Consider the following 24,104-nt stretch of genomic DNA (forward strand, 5'->3'; position numbering starts at 1 on the left):
GGCTACAGCAGCCGCTCTATGGCCCAAATAATTGGTACTGGATCACATCAAACAATTTATACTAGAGTTTTGACAAAAATGAAAATTCAGCACACATCAAACTTATCGTGGTCAATTTAGGCTTCAGTCTTTAACTAGTGGATAAAACATGACTAGACCAAACAAATACCGTTATTTTCTTCAAAATTGTCACTTTAAAAAAATGTTTCATGAAGGCGGACTTAATTGCGCTCTTTGCCCAGCGAGGCCGACCACCGATGAATAAATCACCTAAAAAACCAGGTAAGTATACCAGCAGCGAGTTATCTGAATTAGAGCGGCTGCGCTTAGAAAATCGCCAGCTCCACATTGAGAACGACTACTTAAAAAAAGTCGAGGCCTTAGCTCGGCGCAAAGACGCTCAACGCAAGAAGAACGGACCATCATCCAAGAGCTAAGGCACGAGCATAACTGTCAACTGCAAGAACTATTGCACTATAGCTTTTTAGCCAAGAGCACCTATGAGTATCACCCGAGCAGCAGGCGAAAAAGGTACAGCGATCTGGCTTTACTGTCGCTAATTAAAGTGGTTAAAAGGCATAATCCCAGCTTTGGCTACCTGCCCATGACCGATACGCTAAAAATCAAGTATGGTCTCAAGGTAAACCATAAACGGGTTTACCGGTTGATGAAAGAACAAGGTCTGCTGGCGTGCAAATACAACCTGCGTGCAGGCAAGTATGATTCATCCAAGGGTCCTCAAGGCAAGAAGGCCAAGAATCGCTTCCACCAAAAGTTTAAGACGAATCGGCCCTATCAAAAGATAGTCACCGATATTAGTGAATTTCGCTATGGCAATAAGAGCATGAGTGAACGGATATATTTCTCACCTTTTAAAGACCTTTACAGTGGTGAAATCATCAGCTACACCATTAGTCAGCGGCCACAGACCAAGTATGTGCTGGATGGACTCAAACAGGTTTTGGTCAGCCGGCCTAAACTGCCTTACCGCATGACGATTCACAGCGACCAAGGCATTCAATACCAGTCCAAAGCATATTGCCAGACCCTAAAGCAGCATCACATTTTTTAAAGCATGTCGCGGCGAGCCACCTGCCACGACAATGCGGCCTGCGAGAGTCTCTTTCACATCATGAAGGTTGAGCTAGACTACTACACCTATACCTATCCTACTAAGAAGGTGCTGCAGGAGGCCATGGAAAAGTGCATCAAATACTACAATCAAACTAGAATCAGGCACACGCTAAAAGGCCGCACCCCGATTGAATATCGGAACACGGCCTTAGCAAATATGAAATAATGTTAACGTCCAACTCTATGGGTTAACTTCACTTGGCTCTTCGGTTTCTATATCGACAAAACATACTCGTGAATCTGCTCAAGCCAATCCACCTCATCTGCCGCACGTTTAGCAAATTCTATTGTCTTAGTATAAATACTTTCTATGTCAGATTCATTCAGTCTCTGAGGGCGTGTAACCGAATGAATGAAAAACTCAACGAACTGTTCAATCGTAAATGGAATAAACTCAACCGTTCCATTATAAATTCTTGTGGGAATTTTATGTTTATAGAAAAGTTCTGCAACTAGAGAGTCGTTAATCCTGGGGGCGATGAATAATCCAAAAGTGGGTTTTGAGGTTTTTGTTCTTAATTCACCTAGGTGTCTGGCAATTGGCTCATTTTCCATCTCGTATTGCCTTTTTCCACCTGACATTGTGACTTCACAAATCATATTGAATTTTCCGTAATTTCCTACAATGTCAGCTGTGTTCCCACCAGCAGTACCAATAGGTTCCCCGCGGGTATTTGTCTTAAATCCGCCGTGGATAGCCCCATTATTTATCATGGTTATCGCTCTCCAAGTATTCCACTCTAAAAATAGCGGATTGTCAAAGTACTCTTTATTTCGAATTCCTTCAAAGGTATCTATTATATCGTCAATTTCAATTTGATCATATCGTTTTAATTTGACAGCATATTCTCCAACAGCTATTTGTTTAAGTTTCTCCTCTTTCTCGTATAGTTCCGCTTTCAAATCAACAATCGAGGTACCGCGTTTTTCTATAAAATCTAAACCATCATCTCCAGTTAAGTTTGAAGAACGTTCAATAAGATTCTCGTTTACTGCAAGAATTTTTTTGTTTAGCACCTCTACATTATCAGTGAGTAATGAGGGAAGCGAAGGCTCAAAAAGGATTTTTTCATACTCCTCAAGAGTATAGTCAATTGCATCTCTTGAGGTGTTTTCTAGAATATAGTCAACATCATCATATTTATCCTGAGAGATAACAATTTGTTTATTTTTAGTTACTAGGACTAATTCAGTGCCAATTAGAAATCGTAGATATGCATCAGCGTAGTCTCTGATATTTGACATTTTAGTTTTTATGAACTTATGAGAAGAGCTTGTCCTAGATTCACGTACTGCGACGGCTCCCTCTGAGATTTTATCAATATACAAATCTGATATGTACTTCTTCATGTACGAATCATAAAATTGTCTTTTGGGAAATTTGCTACTTTTCTCAGCAAGACGATACCTATAAATATCTTCTACGACTCCATCAAAAGAACGATAATCAGTCATCGTTATACCAAAAGCACGGAACTCATTTCTAGAAAGAGCCCCTACCTTTCTTATTAATCTGAGTAATTCAAGAAATGGTTTAATATTAAAATATCCTTTATTTTCTGAAGTCTCTGGTAAGATTGGACTCGGTAATTGATATTTTAGAGCTTGCCTTATTAACGTTTCGGTAGATAAATATGGATTTAGAAATGCTTTTGCACTATCAGTAAGCTCTATTGTAGGATGTAATTTTACAAAACCAAAAGCTTTTGGAGCCCGAGTAATTTTGTCTCTTGCTGAGAAATCAGGATTTTTCGAGTGACCAATTGCAAAATCTCCCTCTTGGTTTTCAACCATTCTCTCATAATACTTTTTTTGTGTATCCTTATTCCATGGTTTTCCTTCGAATTCTTGCAATAAATTTAGGTAATGAATCATTCGATATGGAGACCTAGGACTAGTCGAAATTGTCATAAATCGGCTTTTAAAACCTGCCATCTCATACTCTCCTTAATGTTTTACACAATTATATCATTGGAAACAATTTCAATTAAAGTATAAATAGAAAATCCTCTCACCGAATACTTTGACTCTATAATTATGGGACTGACGGATTAAAATTGATTCTTCAGTCCCATCTTTACTTTAGACTTTAAAAAACATATCGTTCTCTTGTACGATTAAATCACCACAAAATAAACAAACTGAGAGGACGATATGCTATATGAATGATTCTATCAAAAAATGCTAAGATTAATGGATAAAGGTTTGATGATTACAGAGGTCTCTTTCGAAGCCTTTCAAAAGGAAAAGACGTTGATCGTCGATGCTATTCCCTCACCTGCTCCGCGTGCCTGTAGAAGTTGTGGTTCTACTGCGTTAGATGGAAACTGGGAAGCAATTATAGTAAAAAATGGGAAGAAGGAAACTATTGTCTGCTTTGAACAATACAATCTTATGCCAATGGTTATGCGCCTAAAAATCAGCGCTATGCCTGTAAAAACTGACGAACCCATTAGACTGCTCAAAGTTATTTTGTCCGATTCAAACATTCAATCGCAGATCATGTTAGATATAAAATTGCTTCTTTACTGAGTTGAAAAAACATCTTTATCTTTTTTTCGAAAAGCTGTCAGGTATCTTTGACCACCGTTATTCGTACATTGAAAGATTTTAAAAGCTATTTACCAAAGCAATCTAAGAAGGGTCTTCCCAGAGTATTGATGGTTGATGAATTTCCTTCGCACACTTTCTTATAGAAGATAAAATAGCTTTATTTGAGATGACAAAACAGGTAAATTAATTGATGTCTTGCCTACGCGTAAATCATCTCGATTAACAAGTTATTTTTAGGCTACACCAATCCAAAAGAAGTAAGATTCTTGGTTACAGACATGAACGCTGCCTATTTCCAGCTCACCAAGCGTGCTCTGCCAAATGCGATAAAATCAACGGTTTCGGATCTATCGATTGTCATTCTTTTATTCCCACTCAATCGTTGATGGTGGCTTGCTGGTTATGTCGTAGACGACGCGGTTGACGTGGTCCACCTCGTTATTGATACGAGTTGAGACCTTTTGCAAGACGTCCCAGGGCAGACGGGCAAAGTCGGCGGTCATGCCGTCAACCGAGGTCACAGCCCGGATACCAATGGTGTAGTCGTAGGTGCGGCCATCGCCCATCACGCCGACCGACTTAATGCCGGGTAGCACTGTGAAGTACTGCCAGACTTCTTCTTCAAGACCTGCATTTTTAATTTCAGCGCGCAAAATAGCATCGCTCTTGCGGACTAAATCTAGTTTGTCTTCAGTTACTTCACCAAGGACCCGGATACCGAGTCCCGGACCAGGGAAAGGCTGCCGCCAGACCAGGTCGTGCGGAATGCCGAGCTTTTCGCCTAAAACCCGCACCTCATCCTTAAAGAGCTTGCGCAGCGGCTCGATTAGCTGGAAGTGCATGTCTTCAGGCAAGCCGCCAACGTTATGGTGGGACTTAATGGTCTGGGCAGTGTTGGTGCCACTCTCGATCACGTCGGTATAGAGTGTGCCCTGGGCCAAAAAGTCCACATTGTGCAGCTTTTGCGCCTCTTCGTTAAAGACCTCAATGAATTCTTTGCCAATAATCTTACGCTTTTGTTCCGGATCAGTAACACCGGCAAGCTTGTTCAAAAAGCGGTCTTGTGCATTCACCCGGATGATGTTCACGCCGAGGTCACGCTTTAGCGCTGCCATCACTTCGTTGCCCTCGTTCTGGCGGAGCATCCCGTGATCGACAAAAATTGCGGTCAGCTGATTGCCAATCGCCTTGTGCAAAAGAGTGGCCGTGACGCTCGAATCGACGCCGCCAGACAAGCCTAAGATAACCTTTTTGTCGCCGAGAGTCTTTTTGATGTCGGCAACCTGCAGGCCGATGAAGTCATCCATCGTCCAGTTGGTATGCGCACCACAGACCTTGAAAGCAAAGTTACGCAAGATGTCCAAGCCATACTGGGTATTGCGTACTTCGGCGTGGAACTGAATGCCATAGAACTTTTTGCTATCGTTAGCAATGGCAGCAATGGGACAGTTTATGCTGTAAGCAACCGTTGTAAAGCCTTCCGGCGCCTGCTTAACTAGGTCGCCATGGCTCATCCAGACATATTCTTTTTGCGGCAGATCACTGAACAGCACGCTGTTTTGGTCCTCAACCTGAATATCGGCGCGACCGTATTCAGAGTTGTCCGCCGGCTCGACCTCGCCATTGAGATAATATGACATCAGCTGCATACCGTAACAAATTCCCAGAATTGGAATTCCCAATTCAAAGATTGCCGGATCAACCTTCAAAGCACCCTCAGCATAGATACTGTTAGGGCCGCCAGAAAAGATGATGCCCTTGGGGCTGATTTCCTTAATCTTTTCAATGCTAATGTCGTGCGGCAATAATTCCGAATAAATACCAAAATCCCGCAAGCGGCGAGTAATCAGTTGGTTATACTGACTCCCAAAATCTAAAACAATAATCTCATCAAAGTCGTGAACATGATTTTTCACTGCCATCCGAGCTCCTTTACTAACAAACACTAAATCATTTAAACTGTAATAAAAATTGTTGTCTTGGTCAACTCTTTTAAGCAAAAATGCAGGTATTTGCGAATTATTTCCTACCGATAAGCTGAATAATTCGCCTTTTTGTTATAATAAATTTAATATTCAGCAATTGTCACAATTACAACTATTTCACTTAAATACTGAATTGATAAAAATAACATCATTGTGGTAAAATTAATTACGCTTATTTTATTAGTTTTATTTCAACAAAATACAAGGATTTTTTAGATGGCCAAAAAATATCTAAGCCAGCATTCTAGAACACGTCATACCTATCAATTTTTTAAAGAACGGCGTAATGACCCTAAATGGCATGACGATTATTTACGTATTCGTTCTTTACGCTTACGCTTATTTTTAATTCAAGGCATGGTAGTAATACTACTAGCAATAATTGGTGGTGCTTTTTTAAAACAGCATACTGCTAATCAGTCTCAGGTTCCAAGCAGCACTACTATCACTTCAACTAAACCCCACAAGACTAAAAAGAGCTCAATTGGTAAAAAAATCAAGAAAAATATGCGAGCCGCTCAACATACCATAACCAAATCCATCCCTTCTAATCATCGACAAACTAAAAAGAGTGACAACAAAACAATCGTAAGAAATTTTATTCTTCATCAAGGATATCAAATTGAGCCAAAATTAGTCGATAATGAGCCCATTGATAAAGCAATGGCCGACGGGAAAGCACCGCAAAATGCTGTTCATGACGGAGTCGTGACAGTGTACTTTGCTGATTCTTCAACAGTTATGGAGACCCTCTTAGGTAGCGACAATCCTAAGTTTGAATCACGATACTACATTACAGAAAATAAACTTGTGTTGGGAAAACACCGTCTCCCATACAAAATCAATGGGACGCAGGTGATTTTTAAAAAATGGCTTGAAAATTTTGACGGCCATGAATATACCTATGAATTCAAATCATATCCGGAAGCTAAACAACTAATCGATAGTAAACCTAAGCAATAGCTTTAGAATAAGTTTAAATAACTAACATGTCTTAATCTTGCGCAAGCTCTTTTTATTATGTTAGAATGCATTCATTAAGTAAATACAGGTCTATATATTGCCGAGATAGGGTCGGCAGTTTCTACTCAGAACCGTAAATTCTGAACTATGGATAATCCAGCAAATAACAGCCCAGTAGCTGCTAACAGAGGCTTCTTTACCATAGTACGGTAGAGAGGTCTTTTTTTGAGGAGGAAATCGTGAAGTTATTAGAAGATCGCATTCGGCGTGACGGGGACGTTTTACCCGGAAATGTACTGAAAATCAACTCGTTTTTGAACCATCAAGTCGACCCTGAGCTGATGATGGCCGCAGGGCAAGAATTCGCGCGTTTATTTAAGGACAGTGGCGTCACTAAAGTTCTGACTTGTGAAGCCTCGGGGATTGCTCCGGGCGTCATGGCCGCCTATGAACTGCACGTGCCGATGGTCTTTGCCCGCAAGAAAAAACCTGCCACACTCAATGACGCTGTCTACTGGGCTGACGTATATTCATACACCAAGAAGGTGACCAATCAGATCTGTGTTGAACAGAAATTTTTGCACAATGACGACAAGCTACTCATTATCGATGACTTTCTTGCTAACGGTGAAGCCGTCAAAGGCATGATTAGTGTAGCCCAGCAGGCTAACGCCCAGGTTGTGGGAGTTGGCGTGGTCGTCGCCAAGACTTTCCAGGGCGGCACAGCTTGGCTTAAGGAACACAACGTTCGCCTTGAAGCCTTGGCCAAAATCGCTAGCCTGGCTGATGGTCAAGTTCATTTTGCAGGTGAGCAGTAATGCAGTCCAAGGAAGTTAGCCACCAAAAAGCAGCCGTTCTAGGACTACAACACCTCCTAGCAATGTATTCTGGAGCTGTAACCGTGCCCCTGTTAATCGGTAGTACCCTGCACTTTTCCGCCGCACAGCTGACTTACTTAGTCTCAATCGACATTTTCATGTGCGGTCTAGCCACCCTGCTCCAGCTTTTAACCAATAAGTTTTTTGGTATTGGTTTTCCTGTAGTCCTGGGCTGTGCCATTCAGGCAGTGGCACCATTGCAAATGATCGGGCAGAAGTTTTCGATTAATGACATGTATGGCGCAATCATCGCTGCAGGCATTTTTGTTCTGCTGATTGCGGGTATTTTTGCCAAAATCAAGCAATTTTTTCCGCCCGTAGTCACAGGCACCCTAATTACTACCATTGGCCTCACACTTATTCCAGTCGCTGTCCAAAATATGGGCGGGGGCAACGTTGCAGCTAAAAGTTTTGGCAGTGGCCAAAATCTCATCTTGGCCTTCTGCACCATGTTTATTATTCTAGCATTAGAGACTTGGACCAAGGGCTTCTTGAAGTCGATTTCGGTTTTGCTGGGATTGATTGCTGGCACAGTTATTGCCGCTTTGATGGGACTAGTCTCATTTCAACCCGTACTGGCAGCCTCCTGGTTCCACCTGCCTCAGCTCTTTTACTTCGGTATGCCCCACTTTGAGTGGTCATCGAGCCTGACCATGATCATTATTGCTCTGGTATCAATGATTGAATCGACTGGCGTCTTTTTCGCCACTGGCGACTTACTGCACCACCAAGTCACCGAGGAAGACCTGAAAAAGGGCTATCGCGCAGAAGGACTGGCCCAAATTCTGGGTGGCCTTTTCAATGCTTTTCCCTACACGACTTTTTCCCAAAATGTTGGCTTATTACAATTATCAGGTATTAAAACTAAACGCCCAATCTACTGGGCCGGTGGCCTGCTCATGGTCATGGGGCTCTTACCCAAAATCGGTGCATTGGTAACCATTATTCCAACTCCTGTACTGGGTGGCGCCATGCTTGTTATGTTTACCATGATTGCCGTCCAGGGTATTAAAACCTTGACTCAGGTTGACCTAAGTGTGAACAATAATGTCTTAATCATTGCCATTTCGATTGGTCTGGGGCTCGGTGTCACTATTTACCCCCAATTCTTCCAAAATCTGCCGGCTACCGTGCAATTATTCTTGAGCAATGGCATTGTGATCACCAGCCTGTCGGCTACAATCCTAAACTTGTTGCTTAATGGCATTAACGGCAAGACGGTTCATCAACTAAAACTTCATAAAATCTGCTAATTACAAAAACATCAGTCATTTTGTATCTAAGGGGAATTTCCCCAGGCAAAGGCCCATACAACCTCAAATAAAAGTTACAGCAAAACTAAAAAACAAAAAACAGTATTATTCTTAGATTATTTATTTTTTTTGGTGTAAAATACAAAAGAAAGTAGCTAATAATATAGTGGGGTGGATTTATGGCAAAGAACATTTCAGAAGAAAAAAAACTAAAATCAAAATTATTCCTTTTCATTATCTTTTTTATTATTTTAACAGGACTTCCTTCACCACATAGTATTCCATTAAAGATAGTGATTATCACTTTAGGCTTTTTTATGGTTTTAGAGATTATAAAGCTTAAAAAAGTTAAAAATTTGCAAGGTTGAAATGCTTTAGAGCTTTGAACAAACCAAATATCCCGTTTACCATAATAATAAAATTTGATTTTTGTCTTTAGATAATTTAGTCATAAGAAAAGCCCTGAAAGTTAAACAACTTTCGGGGCTTTTTTGCTCGCAAGTCAGTCTAGTAAGTTACGGACAGGGTCTGCCCCCACTAATCGACTTTAATCATGCTGTTTAAGATGGCAGTATCTACCTCTCGCTTGGACCTCTGTTGCTGATTTAGCAGACCTTTTTGCGTCAACAAACAAGTCGGCGCGGCAAGCATCCGCAGTCCAACCGCCTTAAATTTAGGATCGTCAATCTGGTCAGTGTACTTCATAATACCGATCGCCGTCATAAAAATTAAAAAGGCCTGCGTTTCTTCATGGACCTCTACCTGCAGTCCACTACTGGAATACCCATCTAAAAAGGCCTCAATCAGTTCTTTATCCAATTCGAAGTCTTGGTAAAAGAGCTTAACAAAATCTAAGTAGTTAACGCCTAGGCGAGCCCGCTCAAAGTCAATCAAAACCAGGCTGCCGGCAACGTACTGGTAATTACGCACACCCACATCGCCGTGCAAGACATACCGACTATTGGACTGGATATCAGCCACAATTGGTGCTTCAAGCTTGCTAAAGGCGTCAAAAAGTTCTTCAAACTTGTCTCTCACATCTTGATCTTTTAAGTTGGCAATATCACCCTGAGCTTTAACAAAAAGAGCAGCAGAAGATACGATGCCCGGAAATGGTTTTACTTGCCGATGAAAGTCGGCCAGTCGCTCACCCATCGTGTGAGCCACCTGCGGTGTAATTTGGCCGGTTAGAGCAACTGGTGCCAGATCAGTCATTACCAGAGCAAATAAGTCTGCGCCCTCAAGCCTGAACCATTCGAGCACCCTTGAGTTAAGCTGTTGGTTGACCGCCTTTTCTATTTGCAGTTTGCGGAGTTGGGCAAAGACCTTCACGAAGACTTGCCGATTGTACTTTTGGCTATAGCCGACCAAGGTGTGATTAAGTGATTCGTGATCAATCGGGTTTAAATCGGCAATCAGCCGGTCCTCCAGAAGCTGCTTAAGTTTAAGCTTTTTTTCCATAATTTGTTCTCTGGCTAAAATTACTAAACATAGTCGTTAAAGTCAAGCACCTGGTCATAACGAGTTAATTCTCCTGGTTCGTAGTGGTGGATGACTTCGATAAAGGTACGGTTGGAATTAAACAAATAGTCGTGCACCTGCCGAGATGTCGTCTGGTCGAGCGAGGCGTTGACCTCATCGAGCAGGAGAACCGGCCGCTGGGACAGGATTGCCCGGGCGAGTTCAATTCTTGACAGTTGGCCGCCCGATAGTTGGTCAGCGTTATCGCCCAGCTGATAGTTTAGACCCTTGTCTGCCACTAATTCACCTAAGCCCACACCCTCGCAGACTGCTAGGACGTCTTCTTGCGGGAGCTTGACGCCCAAGGTAAGATTGAACCACAACGAATCCGCAAAGATCACGGCGCTTTGGCTGGAATAGGCGAAAAGCTCAGTAAATTCACCTGCCCTTACTTGCTGGTAATCAAGCACGATTTGATCAGCCTGACCGTATTCACCATACAATAAAAACTGTAGCAAAGTTGACTTACCTGCACCAGATGGTCCAATCACGGCTACCTTTTGCCCGGCTTTCACATCAAAAGCAATATTGCGGGCCAGCGTCTTTTCCTGCCTAGTCAGTGTTAGACCTGCAACTTCCATTTCAGCAAATTGATCAACTACTGGCATTGAGTTCTCTTGATAGCTTTCAGCCTTTTGGGAAAGTTGATCAATCCGCTCCACAATCCCCTTAGTGGTAGACAGGTTATTGCGTTCATTGAGAATTTGCAGGATAGGATTAACAAAAGAATTCGACAATTGTAGCACGCCAAATAGTGCGCCGAGGGTGGTAAAGCCCTTAATAACCAAAACGATGCTAACAGCAAAAGGAATTAAGAAGGTTCCGCCCATCACGATAATACTTAGATAGGCATTAGTATTGTCTTTCAAGAGGTTCATTTTAGCCAACTTGGCTTCTAGCAGCTTAATAACGGTCTGGTTGTGCGCAACCGCCTGCTCCTGCCGCTGATAAAGATTAAAAGTTTCCGTCCCGGCCAGCGTATTTTTAGTTTGGTTGACGTATTGATCGCTAGCCTTAGTCCATTCAGCAGAAGCATTTTGAATTGGCTTCTGCAAAAAGTTAGAAGCAATCATCGGAATCAGTGAACCGGCAAAGAACATAATCGTTAAAACTGAATTCAAGTAGAGTGCGTAGCTCAAGGCCAGCACCACGGTATACAATTGAGTCAAAATTGCCAGTTCCGCCCCATAGCGATTAGTCTCCAGCAGCTTAAAGTCGTTAGTCAAAAAGCCTAAATTGTTTGTATCTTCGCTATCGTTTATGAGCATCCCCTTGAGTACCTTACTCCGCAACTTCATATTGGTCTGTTTAATGGCATCGGCTTTTAGGTAATTAAACAATAAATTAGCCAGTAAGACCAGCACTAGGCCCAGCAAAACTTGCCCAATCAGCTGTGGCATCTTGCTGAACTCATGAGCAGTTGCCATATTAGTCAGCGACCCGACCATGTAGGCAATAATAATGCTTTGAGCACTATAAATAAGCCCAAAAACATTCAGCCAGAAAAATCTAATGTGCGAGTAGTTTTGAAAAATCATCCTTTGCCCTCCAATAAGGTTTGGTACGTCCTACACTTACTAATTATTAAACGTTAAGCTTTTTATAAAAGCTAGCTCATTTTAGTAAGCGGTCGCATTTGCTGAGTAAGTGGTCAAAGTTGAAGCAGTAAACGAGCTCCTTGCCCGAAAATCCGAAATTACTTCGCCTTGTTCAACTAGCAGAAATATTTTAAGCAAGATTACGCCAGATCTTTGCAAACACCCGCTGTTTTCTAATACAATAGGAAATAAGAAAATTTGAAAGGACCAATTTTTATGAAACAAACAGAATGTACGACAATTCTAGTCGGCAAGGATGCTTCTCTTGACGGCTCAACGATGATAGCCAGAAGTGAGGACGGCGGCCGCGAGATTATTCCCGAGGGCTTTGAGCTGGTAACCCCAGACAAACAACCCCAGCACTACGAAAGTGTCATCAGTCACCAGAAGATTGATGATGCCGATTTGCCAGCTAATCCGTTGCGCTACACTAGTGCGCCTGACGTGTCCGGTGAAAGTGGCATTTGGGCTGCTGCCGGCATTAATGCTGCTAACGTGGCCATGACCGCAACCGAAACCATTACCACTAATGCCCGTATCCAGGGCATCGACCCCCTGGTTGATCAAGGGGGGCTCGGTGAGGAAGACTTCGTTACCCTGACCCTGCCTTATTTACACAAGGCGGTCGACGGCGTTAAGCGCGTGGGCTACCTGCTAGAAAAATACGGTACTTATGAAATGAATGGGATGGCTTTTGCCGACCATGATGAAATCTGGTACCTCGAAACCATCGGTGGCCACCACTGGATTGCCCGCCGCATTCCCGATGATGCCTATGTCGTTGCCCCTAACCGGTTGAACATTGATGAATTTCACTTTGGTCAAGACGGCTTCATGGCCGCTGAAGGCTTAGAAAAGCTGATCAAAGAATATCAGCTGAACCCTGATCGCAACGGTTACAACATGCGGCACATCTTTGGTAGTTCAACGATTAAGGATGCCCACTACAATAACCCGCGTGCTTGGTTTGTCCACAATTACTTTGACCCAGAATTTGGGGGCCAGCCCAGTGACCAAGACCAGCCATTTATCTGCCATGCCAACCGCAAGATTAGCATTGAAGACATTAAGTGGGTTGAAAGTTCCCACTACCAGGACACGCCATATGATCCATACGGCGACCAGGGTACGCCCGAGCAGAAGAAGACCTTTAGACCCGTCGGTCTCAACCGCAACTTCGAGACCCACATCCTGCAAGTCCGCAACAATGTGCCTGACGAAGTAGCTGGTGTGCAGTGGCTTTGCTTTGGACCGAATACCTTCAACAGTATGGTGCCGTTCTACACCAACGTTAAGGATACTCCGGCCTGCTTCCAAACTGGTCCCAAGTTTGACCTCAAGCAGATTTTCTGGCTCAACAAGTTAGCGGCTCAACTCGGCGACACCAACTTCAAGGTCTATGGCGAACTTGAAACCGACTTTGAACAGAAATCGCTAGCCCAGTGCCACTTCATTCAAAACGAAACCGATCGTCAGGTCACAGCTCTCTCTGCTGAAGCAGCAGCGGAAGCCTTGACCGCAGCTAACCAGAAAATGGCCGACCAAGTTTACAACAACACCGTAGAACTACTCGGCAACATGGTTAACGAAGGTCACAACCTGATGACCTTGAAATTTGATTTATTAGACTAACTTTTTAAGACCAAAAATAGCGACAAGTGATTAGACTTGTCGCTATTTTTTGAATTTTTACGAATAACACACTTATTTATCAAAGCAGACGCAATAAATAAGGAACCAGGGATAGCTATCTACTTCTTGATTTTGTATAATTAATTTAGCGGAGAAGTTAAGGTCGGTGGCTATTTCTTAAGCAAAAGGAGGTGGTGCTGATGGTGCATTTGCACTCAAAAGCCCAAAATCCAGCTGAAAGGAGTAGCTTGAAGTGTCTGTTAAGGATGCTTTGCAACTAGCAATTGGCGTTGGTGTTTTACTCATCAACTTAATTGCTCTAGTAGTGAATCTGATTAACAATCAGACGAAAAAATAACCGCCTTAGCTTGGCAGAGCTAGCGGTTATTTAATTAACCTATTAGCAGCCACCGCCTTGAGCGGCTCTGCTGAAGGCAGTTGTACTTACGAGCAACTGCCTTTTCTATTTCACATTATAGCATGGTTGGCAATACACTGCCAAGTGCTTAGATTCAAGAGCCATACTTGTATTTATCCTATCAAAATTTACCCAAAGATTATATTTTTCAAGTGCCAAAGTCTGACAGGTTCATCATCACTAAAGTAATGCCCTTATTCTCTGAGCATCCGTTTAGCAAGCGCAAAGTCACCAACGGTCGCAGAGCCGTTATTGCTAATCTCGGGCAAGGTAATATATTGATCAAGTGGGGGAACGTGGACGTAGCCGTTCAACAACTCAGCAAAATCACGGCGTACCTTTTGCAAGAAGTCCACGCTCGTAACACCGCCCCCAAAAACAATCTTGTCCGGGCGCAAGATTAGTGTGACCTGAAGAGCTGCTTGAGCCACATAATAGCTCATGATGTCCCAAACGGGATCACTCAGGGGAACTTCCTGGCCCTTCTTATTCATTCTCGCCTCAAAAGTTGGTCCAGACACAAGCCCCTCCAGGCAATCCTGGTGAAAGGGACAAATACCAGCAAAGTCCAAGTCATCCGGATGACGCTTTACCCTAACATGGCCCATTTCAGGATGGCCAGCAGAACCAACAAGCTTACCGTTATTGATTGCTCCTCCGCCAACACCGGTCCCGATTGTATAATAAACCAGCGAATCAACATCTTCGTTTGCTAGTTGTGCCATCACATACTCACCAAAGGCTGAGCCATTCACATCAGTCGTGAAATACATCGGCACATCAACCGTCTTTTTCAAGAAACCCACAAAATCAGTATTGCTCCAGCCAGCCTTAGGCGTATCCGTAATGTAGCCATAATTTGGCGCTGTCTTGCGCACTTCGATTGGTCCAAAAGAAGCGATACCGATCGCTTCCACGCCAGCGTCTTTAAAGTAGTCAGCAACTTTTTGTAGTGTTTCTGCCGGTTTAGTGGTTGGAATCGTCACCTGGTCCTTAACCTGGTAATTTTCATTGCCAATTGCACAAACAAACTTGGTGCCCCCGGCCTCAATTGATCCTAATATCATCTAATGCTCCTCTCAGCTTTTTGTTATACATAATATAGTGATTTTTGCCTTTTTAAAGCAAAAGCTCGTCTTCCAAAATCCGATTGGAGCGAGCTTTCAGCTAAATAAAATTACAACTTTTGACAAACCTCAAAAATTTCTTTGTTAGGTCTAGTTCAGTGAAATCAAGAATTCTTTGTTTCAGCATACGAACCTCCGCCATTGTAATTAATCGCTTTCATGGTCCATTGTACCGCAATTAATTAACACTTTCGGCTCTTTTTCACGCTTTTGTTCTGTGAAAAAATTCTTTAATAGCCTTTATTCTTGTCAAAGTGCTGTTATCAATGCATTGATTTGATCATGATTTTCTAGTAAATTTTTTCTTCAGTTAGTTAGTGTGATTTTTTATCATTAGTGTGAAAGCTTGTTAAAGTAAAAATCAAATAGCTTTCACTTTAACTATTTGCATTATATAGCCGACGATTCGCTAACAATCGACGGGGCAATGGTTTATTTTAAGATATTATTGAATGATTTTTTATATCAGGTATAATCAAAAAAGTTTACAAATAAACTTGCCATATTTTTATATAGTTTTATACCAGGAGGAATAACATGAAGAGGAAAAGATTTTTTAAAAGTGGACTTATTGCATTAGTAACTAGCTTGTTATTAAGTACAACTTCTAATAACAATACTAGCCGCTGCGCAATCTAGTGAAGAGGTTACCAGTGCTCGCACCGGTCAAGCAGGTAGTAAAGCTTCCGGCGCCTTAACTCGTAAGAAGAAAACTAAGAAAGGTAAGACAAAAACTGGCGGTACTGCAGTTGTTCCAGCTGCAGCAGGCCTTTACTTTGTACCTGGGTTGGGACAAGTACTTATGACTGCCACTGGTGCTTTAGTGATTGGTGGCGTAACTTACGCGGCAGGTTCTGCAATCTATAACATCGCACGAAAAGCTTTCCAAAACGGAACAGCTAAAAAAGTTAAATCATCATCGAAAAGCAAAGGTAAAAGTAAATCTTCTAAGAAGAGCAAGCCTAAAAAAAGCAAATCCAAAAAAATTAAAAACGGAATTTCAGCTACCGTTTTAGCCATTTCTAAAAAGATTCCGAAACGGCTGAAAAAAGCAATTGACTATGTTGACTTGAAAAAGTTTTATAAAAAAGTGCATGACGGTATTCGTAAAGAAAAAAAGGTTGGTCATTTGAACCTGATAATAGTCCGGGAAATCCTCACGGTGGAAGCAGATGGAAACTTAAAGACAAAAAAGGAAAAAGAATTGGCACTTTAGATGAAAATGGAAAAATTTTACGAAAGTAAAGGGGATTATTTTATGAAATCAAGTAAAGCTTTTAATATTATCGATAATCTATATAAACAAAAACAAAACGATTACTACATTGATTTTGTTCCCATTACTTTTCCCAACGAAGACTTTGCGGAATTAGCCGATTATCTTGAAAAGCACTATAAACCAGACTTTGCTAACAAAATCGTTTTTATTGCTTTTACCATTATGCATTACTATGAATCTTACGTATTTTTAGATAATACTGCTGAAGAACCCATTTATCCTGATCTAGTCAATAAGGATTTGCGCCATCTGGGATTAGACGAGCTGTCAAAACTCATTCATAAAATAATTATCGAGAATTGGTCTGGATTAGATATTATTTTTAAAAATGGAGACCAGTTCTCGCTCATGTGTATTGAGGACGAATACGATACCTATTTTTGCAATCTTTCTGGTAACGCCTTGAAGTTAGTCGAGCAATTGGTCAGGCAACAAGGAATATATTTAAAAAATTAAAGAACTAATGCTACAAGGATTTAAGTCATGAATTCAAAAGAAGCAAACAAAATGATCAGTAATAATTCCCAAACTTGTATTCAAACAACACAAGGAGACCTAATATGAACGGAAAAAGATCATTCAAACTTATTAATAATTTATTGGATAAGAATCAAGGTAACTACTATGCTGACTTTGTTCCGATTTCCTTTCCGGACACCGCTCCGGAGGAATATGCCGAACTAGCAGACTATCTAGAAAAACACTATAAGCCAGACTTTGCCGAAAAAATAATTTTTATTGCCCTAACTATTCGCTACTATTATCCAACCAATATCTTTTTAGATGGCAGTAGCGAGGACAAGCGCAACCTTTTGCCAGAGGAACTCGCAGACTTGATTAGAGAAATGATTATTGACAACCGCATCGGCTTAAATATTCTCTTTAAGAACGCCGACCAATACTCACTAATGCGCATTGAAGACGGTTACGACACCATTTTCTGTAGTCTTGCTGGTGAAGGATTGTCGGTAATCGAACAATCGCTTAGCCACCAGGGACTGTTCTTGAAGCAGTACGATGGCGCCTTTGGGAATGAAGTACAAGAAGCAGACGACGGCCGACAGATTCGTCCCAATAACCGCAAAGGCGACCATCCTCATGGCGGCGGCCGGTGGAAGCTTTTCAACACTGATAAACTTCGGCAGCGCATCGCTATTCTGGCCGCTGATGGCACCATTCTAAGAGCCTAAATTATCTTTATGACCTACTTGTCCCTTTTAGACAAAAAAATAACCGTTTTAACGGTCACTCCTGGGCAGATTCACAATACGTGAGTCTGCCCTTGCTTGTTTACAACTGGCTTTATTCTTGTCCAAAGAACAGTACTCCCCCGCAAAATAGCGGTAAGCAAAGCAAAACCCTCCAGGCTAGAATTTTTCCACCATGGAGGGCTTTGTTTCGTAGCTCATAATCAGAGCTAGGGGTTATTTAATATAACTTATTGTTGCCGTCATAGACGGCTCAACAGAAAGTCTAGCTAGAGGCTAAACCTCCTGTTCCGAATTATATTATACCATTTTTTCTAAATATTACTAATAAATAATTAACTAATAAATTAATTTTACAGAATTTTTTTATTTATCTGGTACATCCTGAATTGTTACATCTGCACCAAGCAAATGTAACTTCTCCTCTACTCGATCATAGCCACGTAAAATGTTGCCCGCATTATTAATCACGGTTTCACCGTCAGCCATTAGACCAGCAATCATTAGACAAGCCCCAGCCCGAATCTCTCCTGCCGAGACGGTTGCACCTTGTAAATGCTCGGTCGGATGAACCAGGATAATATTGTCTTCAACTTGGATATCAGCGCCCATTTTACGTAGCTGCCCAATATGGCCAACTCGTTTAGGGTAGATTTGATCAATAATGACGCCCTCACCGGTCTTAGCCGTTAGCAAGAGGGGCGTTACCGGTTGTTGCAAATCCGTCGCAAAACCCGGATACGAGCCGGTCTGAATTTGCGTCATCTTTAAGTCACCGGCCGGATAGACATAGAGTGAATCTTCATCAGCTTCAATCACGACACCCATTTCTTCAACTTTCGCCAGGTATGAGTCAAGGTGTTCCTCGATGATGTTATGAATACAAATGCCATTACCGATGCAGGCAGCAAGAGAAATATAGGTACCGGCCTCAATTCGATCAGGAATAATTGTGTGCGGTGTCTTGGCCGCAATCTTTTCAACTCCTTCGATACGAATTGTGTCCGTACCGGCACCTCGGATAACCGCTCCCATGTTATTTAAGAAAGTCGCCAAGTCAATTATTTCCGGTTCCTTAGCAGCATTAGCAATAACCGTTTGTCCCTGGGCGGTAACTGATGCCATGATAATGTTCATCGTTGCACCAACTGATGGCATTTCAAGGTGAATCGTTGCACCTTGCAAACCTCCAGCTGGAGCAGTAATTGTTATTTGGTCGTTTTCATTTTCAACAATCGCACCTAGGGCTTCGAAGCCCTTAATATGCTGGTCAATGGGACGAGGACCAATGTCATCCCCACCGGGAAAACCTACAACTGCCTTACCAAAGCGGCCAAGAAGGGCCCCCATAAAATAATAGGAGGCCCGCAAACTCTTGATTTTACCGCTCGGCAATGGGCTCATCTTAATGTTCTCTGGGTTAATGTGCAGGGTAGTCTTGTGAAAATCACTTACGACATCCATTTCGCTCAGCAGATCCATTAAGTTGTCAACATCAGCAATCCTCGGAACACCTTCCAAAGTCACCGGTGCATGTGACAAAATTGACGCAGGAATTAGCGCCACCGTTGAATTTTTGGCGCCACCAATCCAGACATCACCCTGCAGGGGTTTTCCACCATGAATTATCATTTGCTTCATTGGCGAAAATATCCTTTTCTATTTTTTTCGTTACCATCATGTTAAAGGAAATCACCCGAAAACACAAGGGCTGAAACCTGTCTTCTCCAAGCAATATACATAATTTTGTATTATTCAAATTCGCCGCTTAAAAACGCTCTTCGGTTAAGCCCGATGCAGCACCAATAAAAGCCTTGTATAGACCTTCTGGTCGCTGCGGCCGACTCAAAAATTCAGGATGATATTGGGCGGCAATGAAAAACTTATGCTGTGGCACTTCAATTACTTCAACCAAATGATTGTCAGGCGAAACTCCGGAAAAAGTCATACCAGCTGCTTCAAACGCTTCCCGGTATTCGTTGTTAAACTCAAATCGATGACGGTGGCGCTCCTGAATCACATCCTGATTGTCATAGGCAGCAGCTGTCTTCGTCCCCTTCTTGAGTGCAGCCGGATATAAGCCCAAGCGCAGGGTCCCACCAATATTTTCTTCATCACGTTTGTCAGCCATAATATCAATCACATTATACTTAGTCTCTGGATTAGCCTCGGTTGAGTTAGCTCCGGTTAACCCCACCACGTTGCGCGCGAATTCAACAGTTGCCATCTGCATACCTAGACAGACACCAAGGAAGGGCAGGTCGTTTTCACGAGCGTACTTAATTGCCGTAATCATCCCTTCCAGGCCACGCGTACCAAATCCGCCGGGAACAATCAAGCCAGCAGACCCTTTCATGTAGTCGCTGATATTATCAGCAGTAACGTCTTCTGCCTGGACCTTATTAATTACCACATTGGTATTATACAGGTAGCCCGCATGCTTTAAGGCATCAGTTACTGAAATATATGCATCTTCAAGTTCAATATACTTACCGACTAAGGTGATTTTAGTCGTATGCTGCAAGTTCTTGGTCCGGTCAGCTAACTTTGTCCACTCGGTCATATCCGCCTTGTTTTTGGGACTTTCAAGCTGCAAAAAGTCGCAAACTTTCTGGTCCATGCCTTGCTCTTGAAAAGACAAAGGCAAATCGAAAAGCGATGGTGCATTGATTGACTCAATAATGCGGTCAACAGGCACGTCCGTAAAGTTGGAAATCTTATCTTTGTGCTCCTGATCGATTGGCTTTTCGGCACGTAACACTAGCATATTGGGTTGAATTCCAATACTTCGCAACTCGGCAACCGAATGCTGGGTTGGCTTAGTCTTCATCTCACGCGCGGCATGCAAATAGGGCACAAGCGTACAGTGAATGTACATCACGTTCCGTTCGCCCACTTCTCGTCGCATTTGCCGAATTGCTTCCATAAAAGGGGTTGATTCGATATCGCCAACTGTCCCACCGATTTCCGAAATAACAACATCAGAATCAGTGGTCAGGCCTACCCGCATGATTTTTTGCTTGATCATATCGGTAATGTGGGGAATAACTTGGACAGTAGCACCGTGGTAGTCACCCCGCCGTTCCTTCTCCAAGACTTCCTTATAAATCTTACCGGTGGTGACGTTGGAGTACTTGCTGGTACGTACATCAACAAAGCGCTCGTAGTGGCCCAGGTCGAGATCGGCTTCCGTACCATCATCTGTGACAAAAACCTCGCCGTGCTGGTAAGGATTCATGGTACCCGGGTCAATATTGACATAGGGATCGAACTTTTGCATCGTCACCTTTAAGCCCCGATTTTTGAGCAAACGTCCTAGGCTTGAAGCAGTAATGCCTTTACCCAAAGAAGAAACAACGCCGCCGGTAACAAAGATATATTTCATCATTAGCCAAACTCCTTTTACTAAAATTACTTGGAAAAATAAAAAAAGCTCCCTTACGGGAGCATAATTGCACATAAGGTGCCCAAATTAAATATTATCTATTTTAGGCTTTGAAGTCAAGCAAATTATTCCTCTTCATCATCGTCAGCTAATTCAGACAGCTGTCCTTCAATGCCATCAGGCAAGTCAGTATCATCATCGTCATCAGTATCTTCAAAGTCATCATCAGCACTAAAGTCATCGGCCACAGCCGCGTCTAGGTCAGCATCTTCCGGATCGTCGTTATCGTAGTCAATAATGTCATCGCTGCCCGTTGCGCTCGCTAAGAAGGCATTAACCTTCTTATGGTGTGTGCGGGTGTCTTCTTCATCCTCATCTTCAGGGTGGTTAACTTCCTCGTCAACTGATTCATATGGAAACCATGAACGCAGGGCCCAGATATTTTCACCCATTGAAATAAACTCACCGTTAGTGTTCATGTCAGTATAGAATTGGGGCAAACGCTCCCTGATTTCTTCGTCGCTCTCATCCATAAACTTTTGAACGGCATTAACAATATCAGCAAAGGCCATTCTCTTATTGTTATCTTCTAGTATTGCGCGAGCAACTTCAATCATTGATAATTCGTTGCGATTTTTGTCTTTAAAGTCGTTTAATCCCACAATCATTCCTCTTTCTTAACAGTTCTTCTTATTTTACTAGGCGGTTAGGTAAAAATCAACGTAACAACATAATTTCCTACTAAGTATAGACCACTGAAGAGGTCATATTCAATCTGGAGTTGCTGGGTACCATCATTCTTAGTAAAAAATTCAATTACTTTGGTTTGACTTTTGAGATCCATCTGGTAGCCTTGCGCTACATAGCGGCATGCCTTCTGCTCACCACGCTTAAAGTGAAGCTGAGAATAGTCGGTATTATCTGATCCGCGCCTGATAATCACGTCATCCTGCCTAATCAAGACTTTAACCGGCACCCTTCCCTCTTCTAAATAAGCCACCCGAGTCACGCCTGCGGCTTGATTAAGTTCACCAATACCAGTCTTTTGGAAGGTTGCGCTTTCGTTTTCTTGGGTAATTTGACTAATGAAGTCTACTTTTATTTTGGTCATTGCTCTGCTTCTTTAAACTAAAAAAGCTAATCAGACTGACTAGCCACAAGATTAATAATCCTAACTTACTATATAGATAATACTTATTAAGTGTTACCCACTAGTATAAGGTAATTGGGATTTTTTAGCCAGAATTTCACTGTCCCTTAATGGGTGTCAGCTAACGAGGAAAAAGCATAATCAGGTCTATCAACCAGCTTATGCTTTTACCTTTATTTGTAAGGAGATTTTTAAAATGTAATCAATGTCTAATGACTTACATCCTAACTGACACTGACTGAAGTCGTCTTATCCCGCGGCAACATGTCGTCGGAAAAGCTCTGCAGCTCAGTCTCAAGGATGCGTAAATTTTCTGTTTTTTCTTTCAAATATGCGACTGTCAATGGCAATAAATCAATCCCCTTATGTGGATCAAAGTCGGTAACAGACTTTATTTTCTGTAACCGATATTCCACTGTCTTAGGGTGAACCATTAAAATTTCTGCTAACGATGACATCGACAATTGGTTTTTAGTATACAACCATAAGGTCGATTTGGTGTCTTCGTCAATTGTGCTTAACTTTTTTCGTATTACAGGATAATCCAACGATGAGTGTACAATAGCAGACATGTTTGCGAGTTCAGTATAATGAACAATTGGGTCGAACTTATTCGTCAGCATCAAGGCTAGCAGTGCTTCCTTAATGCTCCCTGAAAGGTCGAAATGACGACTGCCAATTCCAACACAACTATTACGTGGCATGTTGGCTAAAAGTTCATTTTCCTTATCCGGTCGAACAACGTATACGCGTTTGTTTTTGTCTAAGTTAAACGCTAGCCGCCACTCAGGCAACTTGTTGCCAACAGTAGATGCAACTAAGGCAACATACTTAACGTCTAAATCAACACCATTTAACTTAGCCCGACCATCAAAGCCATTGTTAGCAACTGGAACATCATAGTCTGAAACATATAACCACTCATGCATAAATTTTTCAAGCATACTCATATTCTCCCATATTTTTGGAATAGTTACACTATAAATTTTTAATCAATAGGTGTTGCTAATTACAAAAGAGAAACTCAATCAGGTAAATCGTTAATAATTATGCTTGGATAAATTTTGCTAATTAGGGGTGATTACCGTTCCATCACCATTAGTCAAGTATTGTGACACATTATTTAAAGAGGTGATGACTGCTTTTCGCTTAGTCGATTCAACAAACGAAACTGCCGCTTCAACCTTTGGTTTCATTGAACCACCAGCAAACTGGTCTTCTTCCAGGTATTGCTTCATTTCTGCTACCGAAACTTGGTGCAGGTCTTTTTGATTTGGTTGTTTATAATTCAACGAAACATATTCTACGGCAGTCAAGATAATCAACTCATCAGCTTCTACTAGTTCTGCTAGTTTGGCTGCTGAAAAGTCCTTATCAATAACCGCTTCAACTCCGCGAATTTGGTCCTCCGTTTTTACTACGGGAACACCACCACCACCAGCAGCAATCAGTGTCATACCCTTGTTGACCAAGGTTTTGATAGCGTCAGTTTCCATAATGCTGACTGGCTTGGGTGAAGGCACTACCCTTCTAAAACCACGTCCAGCATCTTCCACAAGTTGCCATTCTGGATACTTCTGACGAATTTCAGCCAGTTCAGCTTGTTCGTAGAAGGGACCAATCGGTTTTGATGGTTCCTTAAATGCCGGATCTTCTCCATCAACTACTGTTCTCGTCAACATCGTCATAACATCGATGGGCAAGTTACGTTGATCTGCATTCATATTCAAGGCATTTGCTAGCCACAACCCGATTTCACCCTGAGTCATCGCGCCGACTGTATCTAGCGGCATGGTCGGATTTTTTTCGGTGCTGCCATCAAGTTGCTGCAACAACAAGTTACCAACCTGAGGACCATTACCATGAGTAATCACTAACTGAATATCACCCTGAGCAATAAAGTCCATCAGATAACCAGCTGTTGTCATCAGTGCCTGCTGCTGTGCTTGTGCCGAAGGATCATCCGTTAAGATTGCATTACCTCCTAATGCAACAACAATTCTTTTCATACTTTCAATTC

23 protein-coding genes, 1 pseudogene and 1 riboswitch are annotated in these 24,104 nt (G+C 42.2%); of the genes and pseudogenes, 13 read left to right on the plus strand and 11 right to left on the minus strand.

What is annotated here, in order from left to right:
• Positions 1 to 209 precede the first annotated feature (209 nt).
• From ACSYSN_RS06445 to ACSYSN_RS06455, 3 genes are read left to right on the plus strand one after another with little or no spacing between them, the layout of a single operon-like run.
• Positions 210 to 437 carry a hypothetical protein gene (locus tag ACSYSN_RS06445; RefSeq protein WP_491712038.1) on the plus strand — a complete coding sequence of 76 codons (228 nt, stop codon included), beginning with the start codon at positions 210 to 212 and terminating at the stop codon, positions 435 to 437.
• Positions 438 to 469: 32 nt separating this feature from the next.
• Complete coding sequence (locus ACSYSN_RS06450) at positions 470 to 1,072, plus strand: DDE-type integrase/transposase/recombinase (RefSeq protein ID WP_491711753.1); 603 nt, start codon at positions 470 to 472, stop codon at positions 1,070 to 1,072.
• Positions 1,073 to 1,075: 3 nt separating this feature from the next.
• The gene (locus ACSYSN_RS06455; RefSeq protein ID WP_491712039.1) at positions 1,076 to 1,300 is read left to right on the plus strand and encodes an IS3 family transposase; all 225 of its coding nucleotides are present in this window, start codon (positions 1,076 to 1,078) and stop codon (positions 1,298 to 1,300) included.
• A gap of 47 nt (positions 1,301 to 1,347) precedes the next feature.
• Here the strand turns inward: ACSYSN_RS06455 and ACSYSN_RS06460 are convergent, their stop codons facing one another.
• Complete coding sequence (locus tag ACSYSN_RS06460) at positions 1,348 to 3,069, minus strand: AlwI family type II restriction endonuclease (RefSeq protein WP_491712040.1); 1,722 nt, start codon at positions 3,067 to 3,069, stop codon at positions 1,348 to 1,350.
• Between the two features lie 226 nt (positions 3,070 to 3,295).
• Here ACSYSN_RS06460 and ACSYSN_RS06465 point away from each other — a divergent pair.
• A pseudogene (locus ACSYSN_RS06465) lies at positions 3,296 to 4,013 on the plus strand (transposase); the annotation flags it as partial.
• 39 nt (positions 4,014 to 4,052) lie between these two features.
• Here the strand turns inward: ACSYSN_RS06465 and guaA are convergent.
• On the minus strand, positions 4,053 to 5,609 hold the full coding sequence (guaA, locus tag ACSYSN_RS06470; protein WP_491712041.1) for a glutamine-hydrolyzing GMP synthase: 1,557 nt from the start codon (positions 5,607 to 5,609) through the stop codon (positions 4,053 to 4,055).
• 279 nt (positions 5,610 to 5,888) lie between these two features.
• Here guaA and ACSYSN_RS06475 point away from each other — a divergent pair, with 279 nt between their 5' ends.
• The 4 genes from ACSYSN_RS06475 (at position 5,889) to ACSYSN_RS06490 (ending at position 9,134) form a co-directional block, all read left to right on the plus strand.
• On the plus strand, positions 5,889 to 6,635 hold the full coding sequence (locus tag ACSYSN_RS06475; protein WP_491712042.1) for a hypothetical protein: 747 nt from the start codon (positions 5,889 to 5,891) through the stop codon (positions 6,633 to 6,635).
• A gap of 70 nt (positions 6,636 to 6,705) precedes the next feature.
• Positions 6,706 to 6,803: riboswitch (purine riboswitch) on the plus strand.
• A 71-nt stretch (positions 6,804 to 6,874) separates the two neighbouring features.
• On the plus strand, positions 6,875 to 7,453 hold the full coding sequence (locus ACSYSN_RS06480; protein WP_317637197.1) for a xanthine phosphoribosyltransferase: 579 nt from the start codon (positions 6,875 to 6,877) through the stop codon (positions 7,451 to 7,453).
• Entirely contained in the window at positions 7,453 to 8,766 is a 1,314-nt protein-coding gene (locus ACSYSN_RS06485; RefSeq protein WP_491712043.1) for a nucleobase:cation symporter-2 family protein, read from the plus strand. The genes ACSYSN_RS06480 and ACSYSN_RS06485 overlap by 1 nt, the downstream gene beginning before the upstream one ends.
• A gap of 179 nt (positions 8,767 to 8,945) precedes the next feature.
• Positions 8,946 to 9,134 (plus strand): hypothetical protein, encoded by a 189-nt coding sequence (locus ACSYSN_RS06490; protein WP_491712044.1) that lies wholly within the window; start codon positions 8,946 to 8,948, stop codon positions 9,132 to 9,134.
• Between the two features lie 169 nt (positions 9,135 to 9,303).
• Here ACSYSN_RS06490 and ACSYSN_RS06495 read toward each other — a convergent pair whose 3' ends face one another.
• A complete protein-coding gene (locus tag ACSYSN_RS06495; protein ID WP_491712045.1) occupies positions 9,304 to 10,227 on the minus strand; it encodes a phosphotransferase in 924 nt (307 codons plus the stop codon).
• A gap of 23 nt (positions 10,228 to 10,250) precedes the next feature.
• Complete coding sequence (locus tag ACSYSN_RS06500) at positions 10,251 to 11,825, minus strand: ATP-binding cassette domain-containing protein (RefSeq protein ID WP_491712046.1); 1,575 nt, start codon at positions 11,823 to 11,825, stop codon at positions 10,251 to 10,253.
• Positions 11,826 to 12,101: 276 nt separating this feature from the next.
• On the opposite strand from ACSYSN_RS06500, the gene ACSYSN_RS06505 reads away from it, so the two are divergent.
• Together ACSYSN_RS06505 and ACSYSN_RS06510 are read left to right on the plus strand one after the other, a co-directional pair.
• Positions 12,102 to 13,517, plus strand: a complete 1,416-nt coding sequence (locus tag ACSYSN_RS06505) for a C69 family dipeptidase (RefSeq protein ID WP_491712047.1) — start codon at positions 12,102 to 12,104, stop codon at positions 13,515 to 13,517.
• 253 nt (positions 13,518 to 13,770) lie between these two features.
• The gene (locus ACSYSN_RS06510) at positions 13,771 to 13,875 is read left to right on the plus strand and encodes a putative holin-like toxin (RefSeq protein WP_491712048.1); all 105 of its coding nucleotides are present in this window, start codon (positions 13,771 to 13,773) and stop codon (positions 13,873 to 13,875) included.
• A gap of 254 nt (positions 13,876 to 14,129) precedes the next feature.
• Here ACSYSN_RS06510 and scrK read toward each other — a convergent pair whose 3' ends face one another.
• A complete protein-coding gene (scrK, locus tag ACSYSN_RS06515; RefSeq protein ID WP_491712049.1) occupies positions 14,130 to 15,002 on the minus strand; it encodes a fructokinase ScrK in 873 nt (290 codons plus the stop codon).
• An 862-nt stretch (positions 15,003 to 15,864) separates the two neighbouring features.
• Between scrK and ACSYSN_RS06520 the strand changes: the two genes are divergently transcribed.
• The 3 genes from ACSYSN_RS06520 to ACSYSN_RS06530 all read left to right on the plus strand — a co-directional run bounded on the left by ACSYSN_RS06520 (position 15,865) and on the right by ACSYSN_RS06530 (position 17,531).
• Positions 15,865 to 16,278, plus strand: coding sequence for a hypothetical protein (locus ACSYSN_RS06520; RefSeq protein WP_491712050.1), 414 nt, complete (start codon positions 15,865 to 15,867; stop codon positions 16,276 to 16,278).
• Between the two features lie 42 nt (positions 16,279 to 16,320).
• Positions 16,321 to 16,797: a hypothetical protein gene (locus ACSYSN_RS06525; RefSeq protein WP_491712051.1), complete on the plus strand. Its 477-nt coding sequence runs from the start codon at positions 16,321 to 16,323 to the stop codon at positions 16,795 to 16,797.
• Positions 16,798 to 16,901: 104 nt separating this feature from the next.
• Positions 16,902 to 17,531, plus strand: a complete 630-nt coding sequence (locus ACSYSN_RS06530; protein WP_491712052.1) for a hypothetical protein — start codon at positions 16,902 to 16,904, stop codon at positions 17,529 to 17,531.
• A gap of 384 nt (positions 17,532 to 17,915) precedes the next feature.
• Here the strand turns inward: ACSYSN_RS06530 and murA are convergent, their stop codons facing one another.
• The 6 genes from murA to arcC form a co-directional block, all read right to left on the minus strand.
• A complete protein-coding gene (gene murA / locus ACSYSN_RS06535) occupies positions 17,916 to 19,190 on the minus strand; it encodes a UDP-N-acetylglucosamine 1-carboxyvinyltransferase (protein WP_317637214.1) in 1,275 nt (424 codons plus the stop codon).
• 127 nt (positions 19,191 to 19,317) lie between these two features.
• Positions 19,318 to 20,937, minus strand: coding sequence for a CTP synthase (gene pyrG / locus ACSYSN_RS06540; protein WP_491712053.1), 1,620 nt, complete (start codon positions 20,935 to 20,937; stop codon positions 19,318 to 19,320).
• 122 nt (positions 20,938 to 21,059) lie between these two features.
• A complete protein-coding gene (gene rpoE, locus ACSYSN_RS06545; protein ID WP_491712914.1) occupies positions 21,060 to 21,596 on the minus strand; it encodes a DNA-directed RNA polymerase subunit delta in 537 nt (178 codons plus the stop codon).
• Positions 21,597 to 21,640: 44 nt separating this feature from the next.
• The gene (locus tag ACSYSN_RS06550) at positions 21,641 to 22,045 is read right to left on the minus strand and encodes a DUF1934 family protein (protein ID WP_317637217.1); all 405 of its coding nucleotides are present in this window, start codon (positions 22,043 to 22,045) and stop codon (positions 21,641 to 21,643) included.
• A gap of 263 nt (positions 22,046 to 22,308) precedes the next feature.
• Entirely contained in the window at positions 22,309 to 23,028 is a 720-nt protein-coding gene (locus tag ACSYSN_RS06555; RefSeq protein WP_491712054.1) for a PucR family transcriptional regulator, read from the minus strand.
• A 123-nt stretch (positions 23,029 to 23,151) separates the two neighbouring features.
• Entirely contained in the window at positions 23,152 to 24,093 is a 942-nt protein-coding gene (gene arcC, locus ACSYSN_RS06560) for a carbamate kinase (protein WP_491712055.1), read from the minus strand.
• Positions 24,094 to 24,104 lie beyond the last annotated feature (11 nt).

This window comes from Lactobacillus sp. ESL1191 (assembly GCF_058504435.1).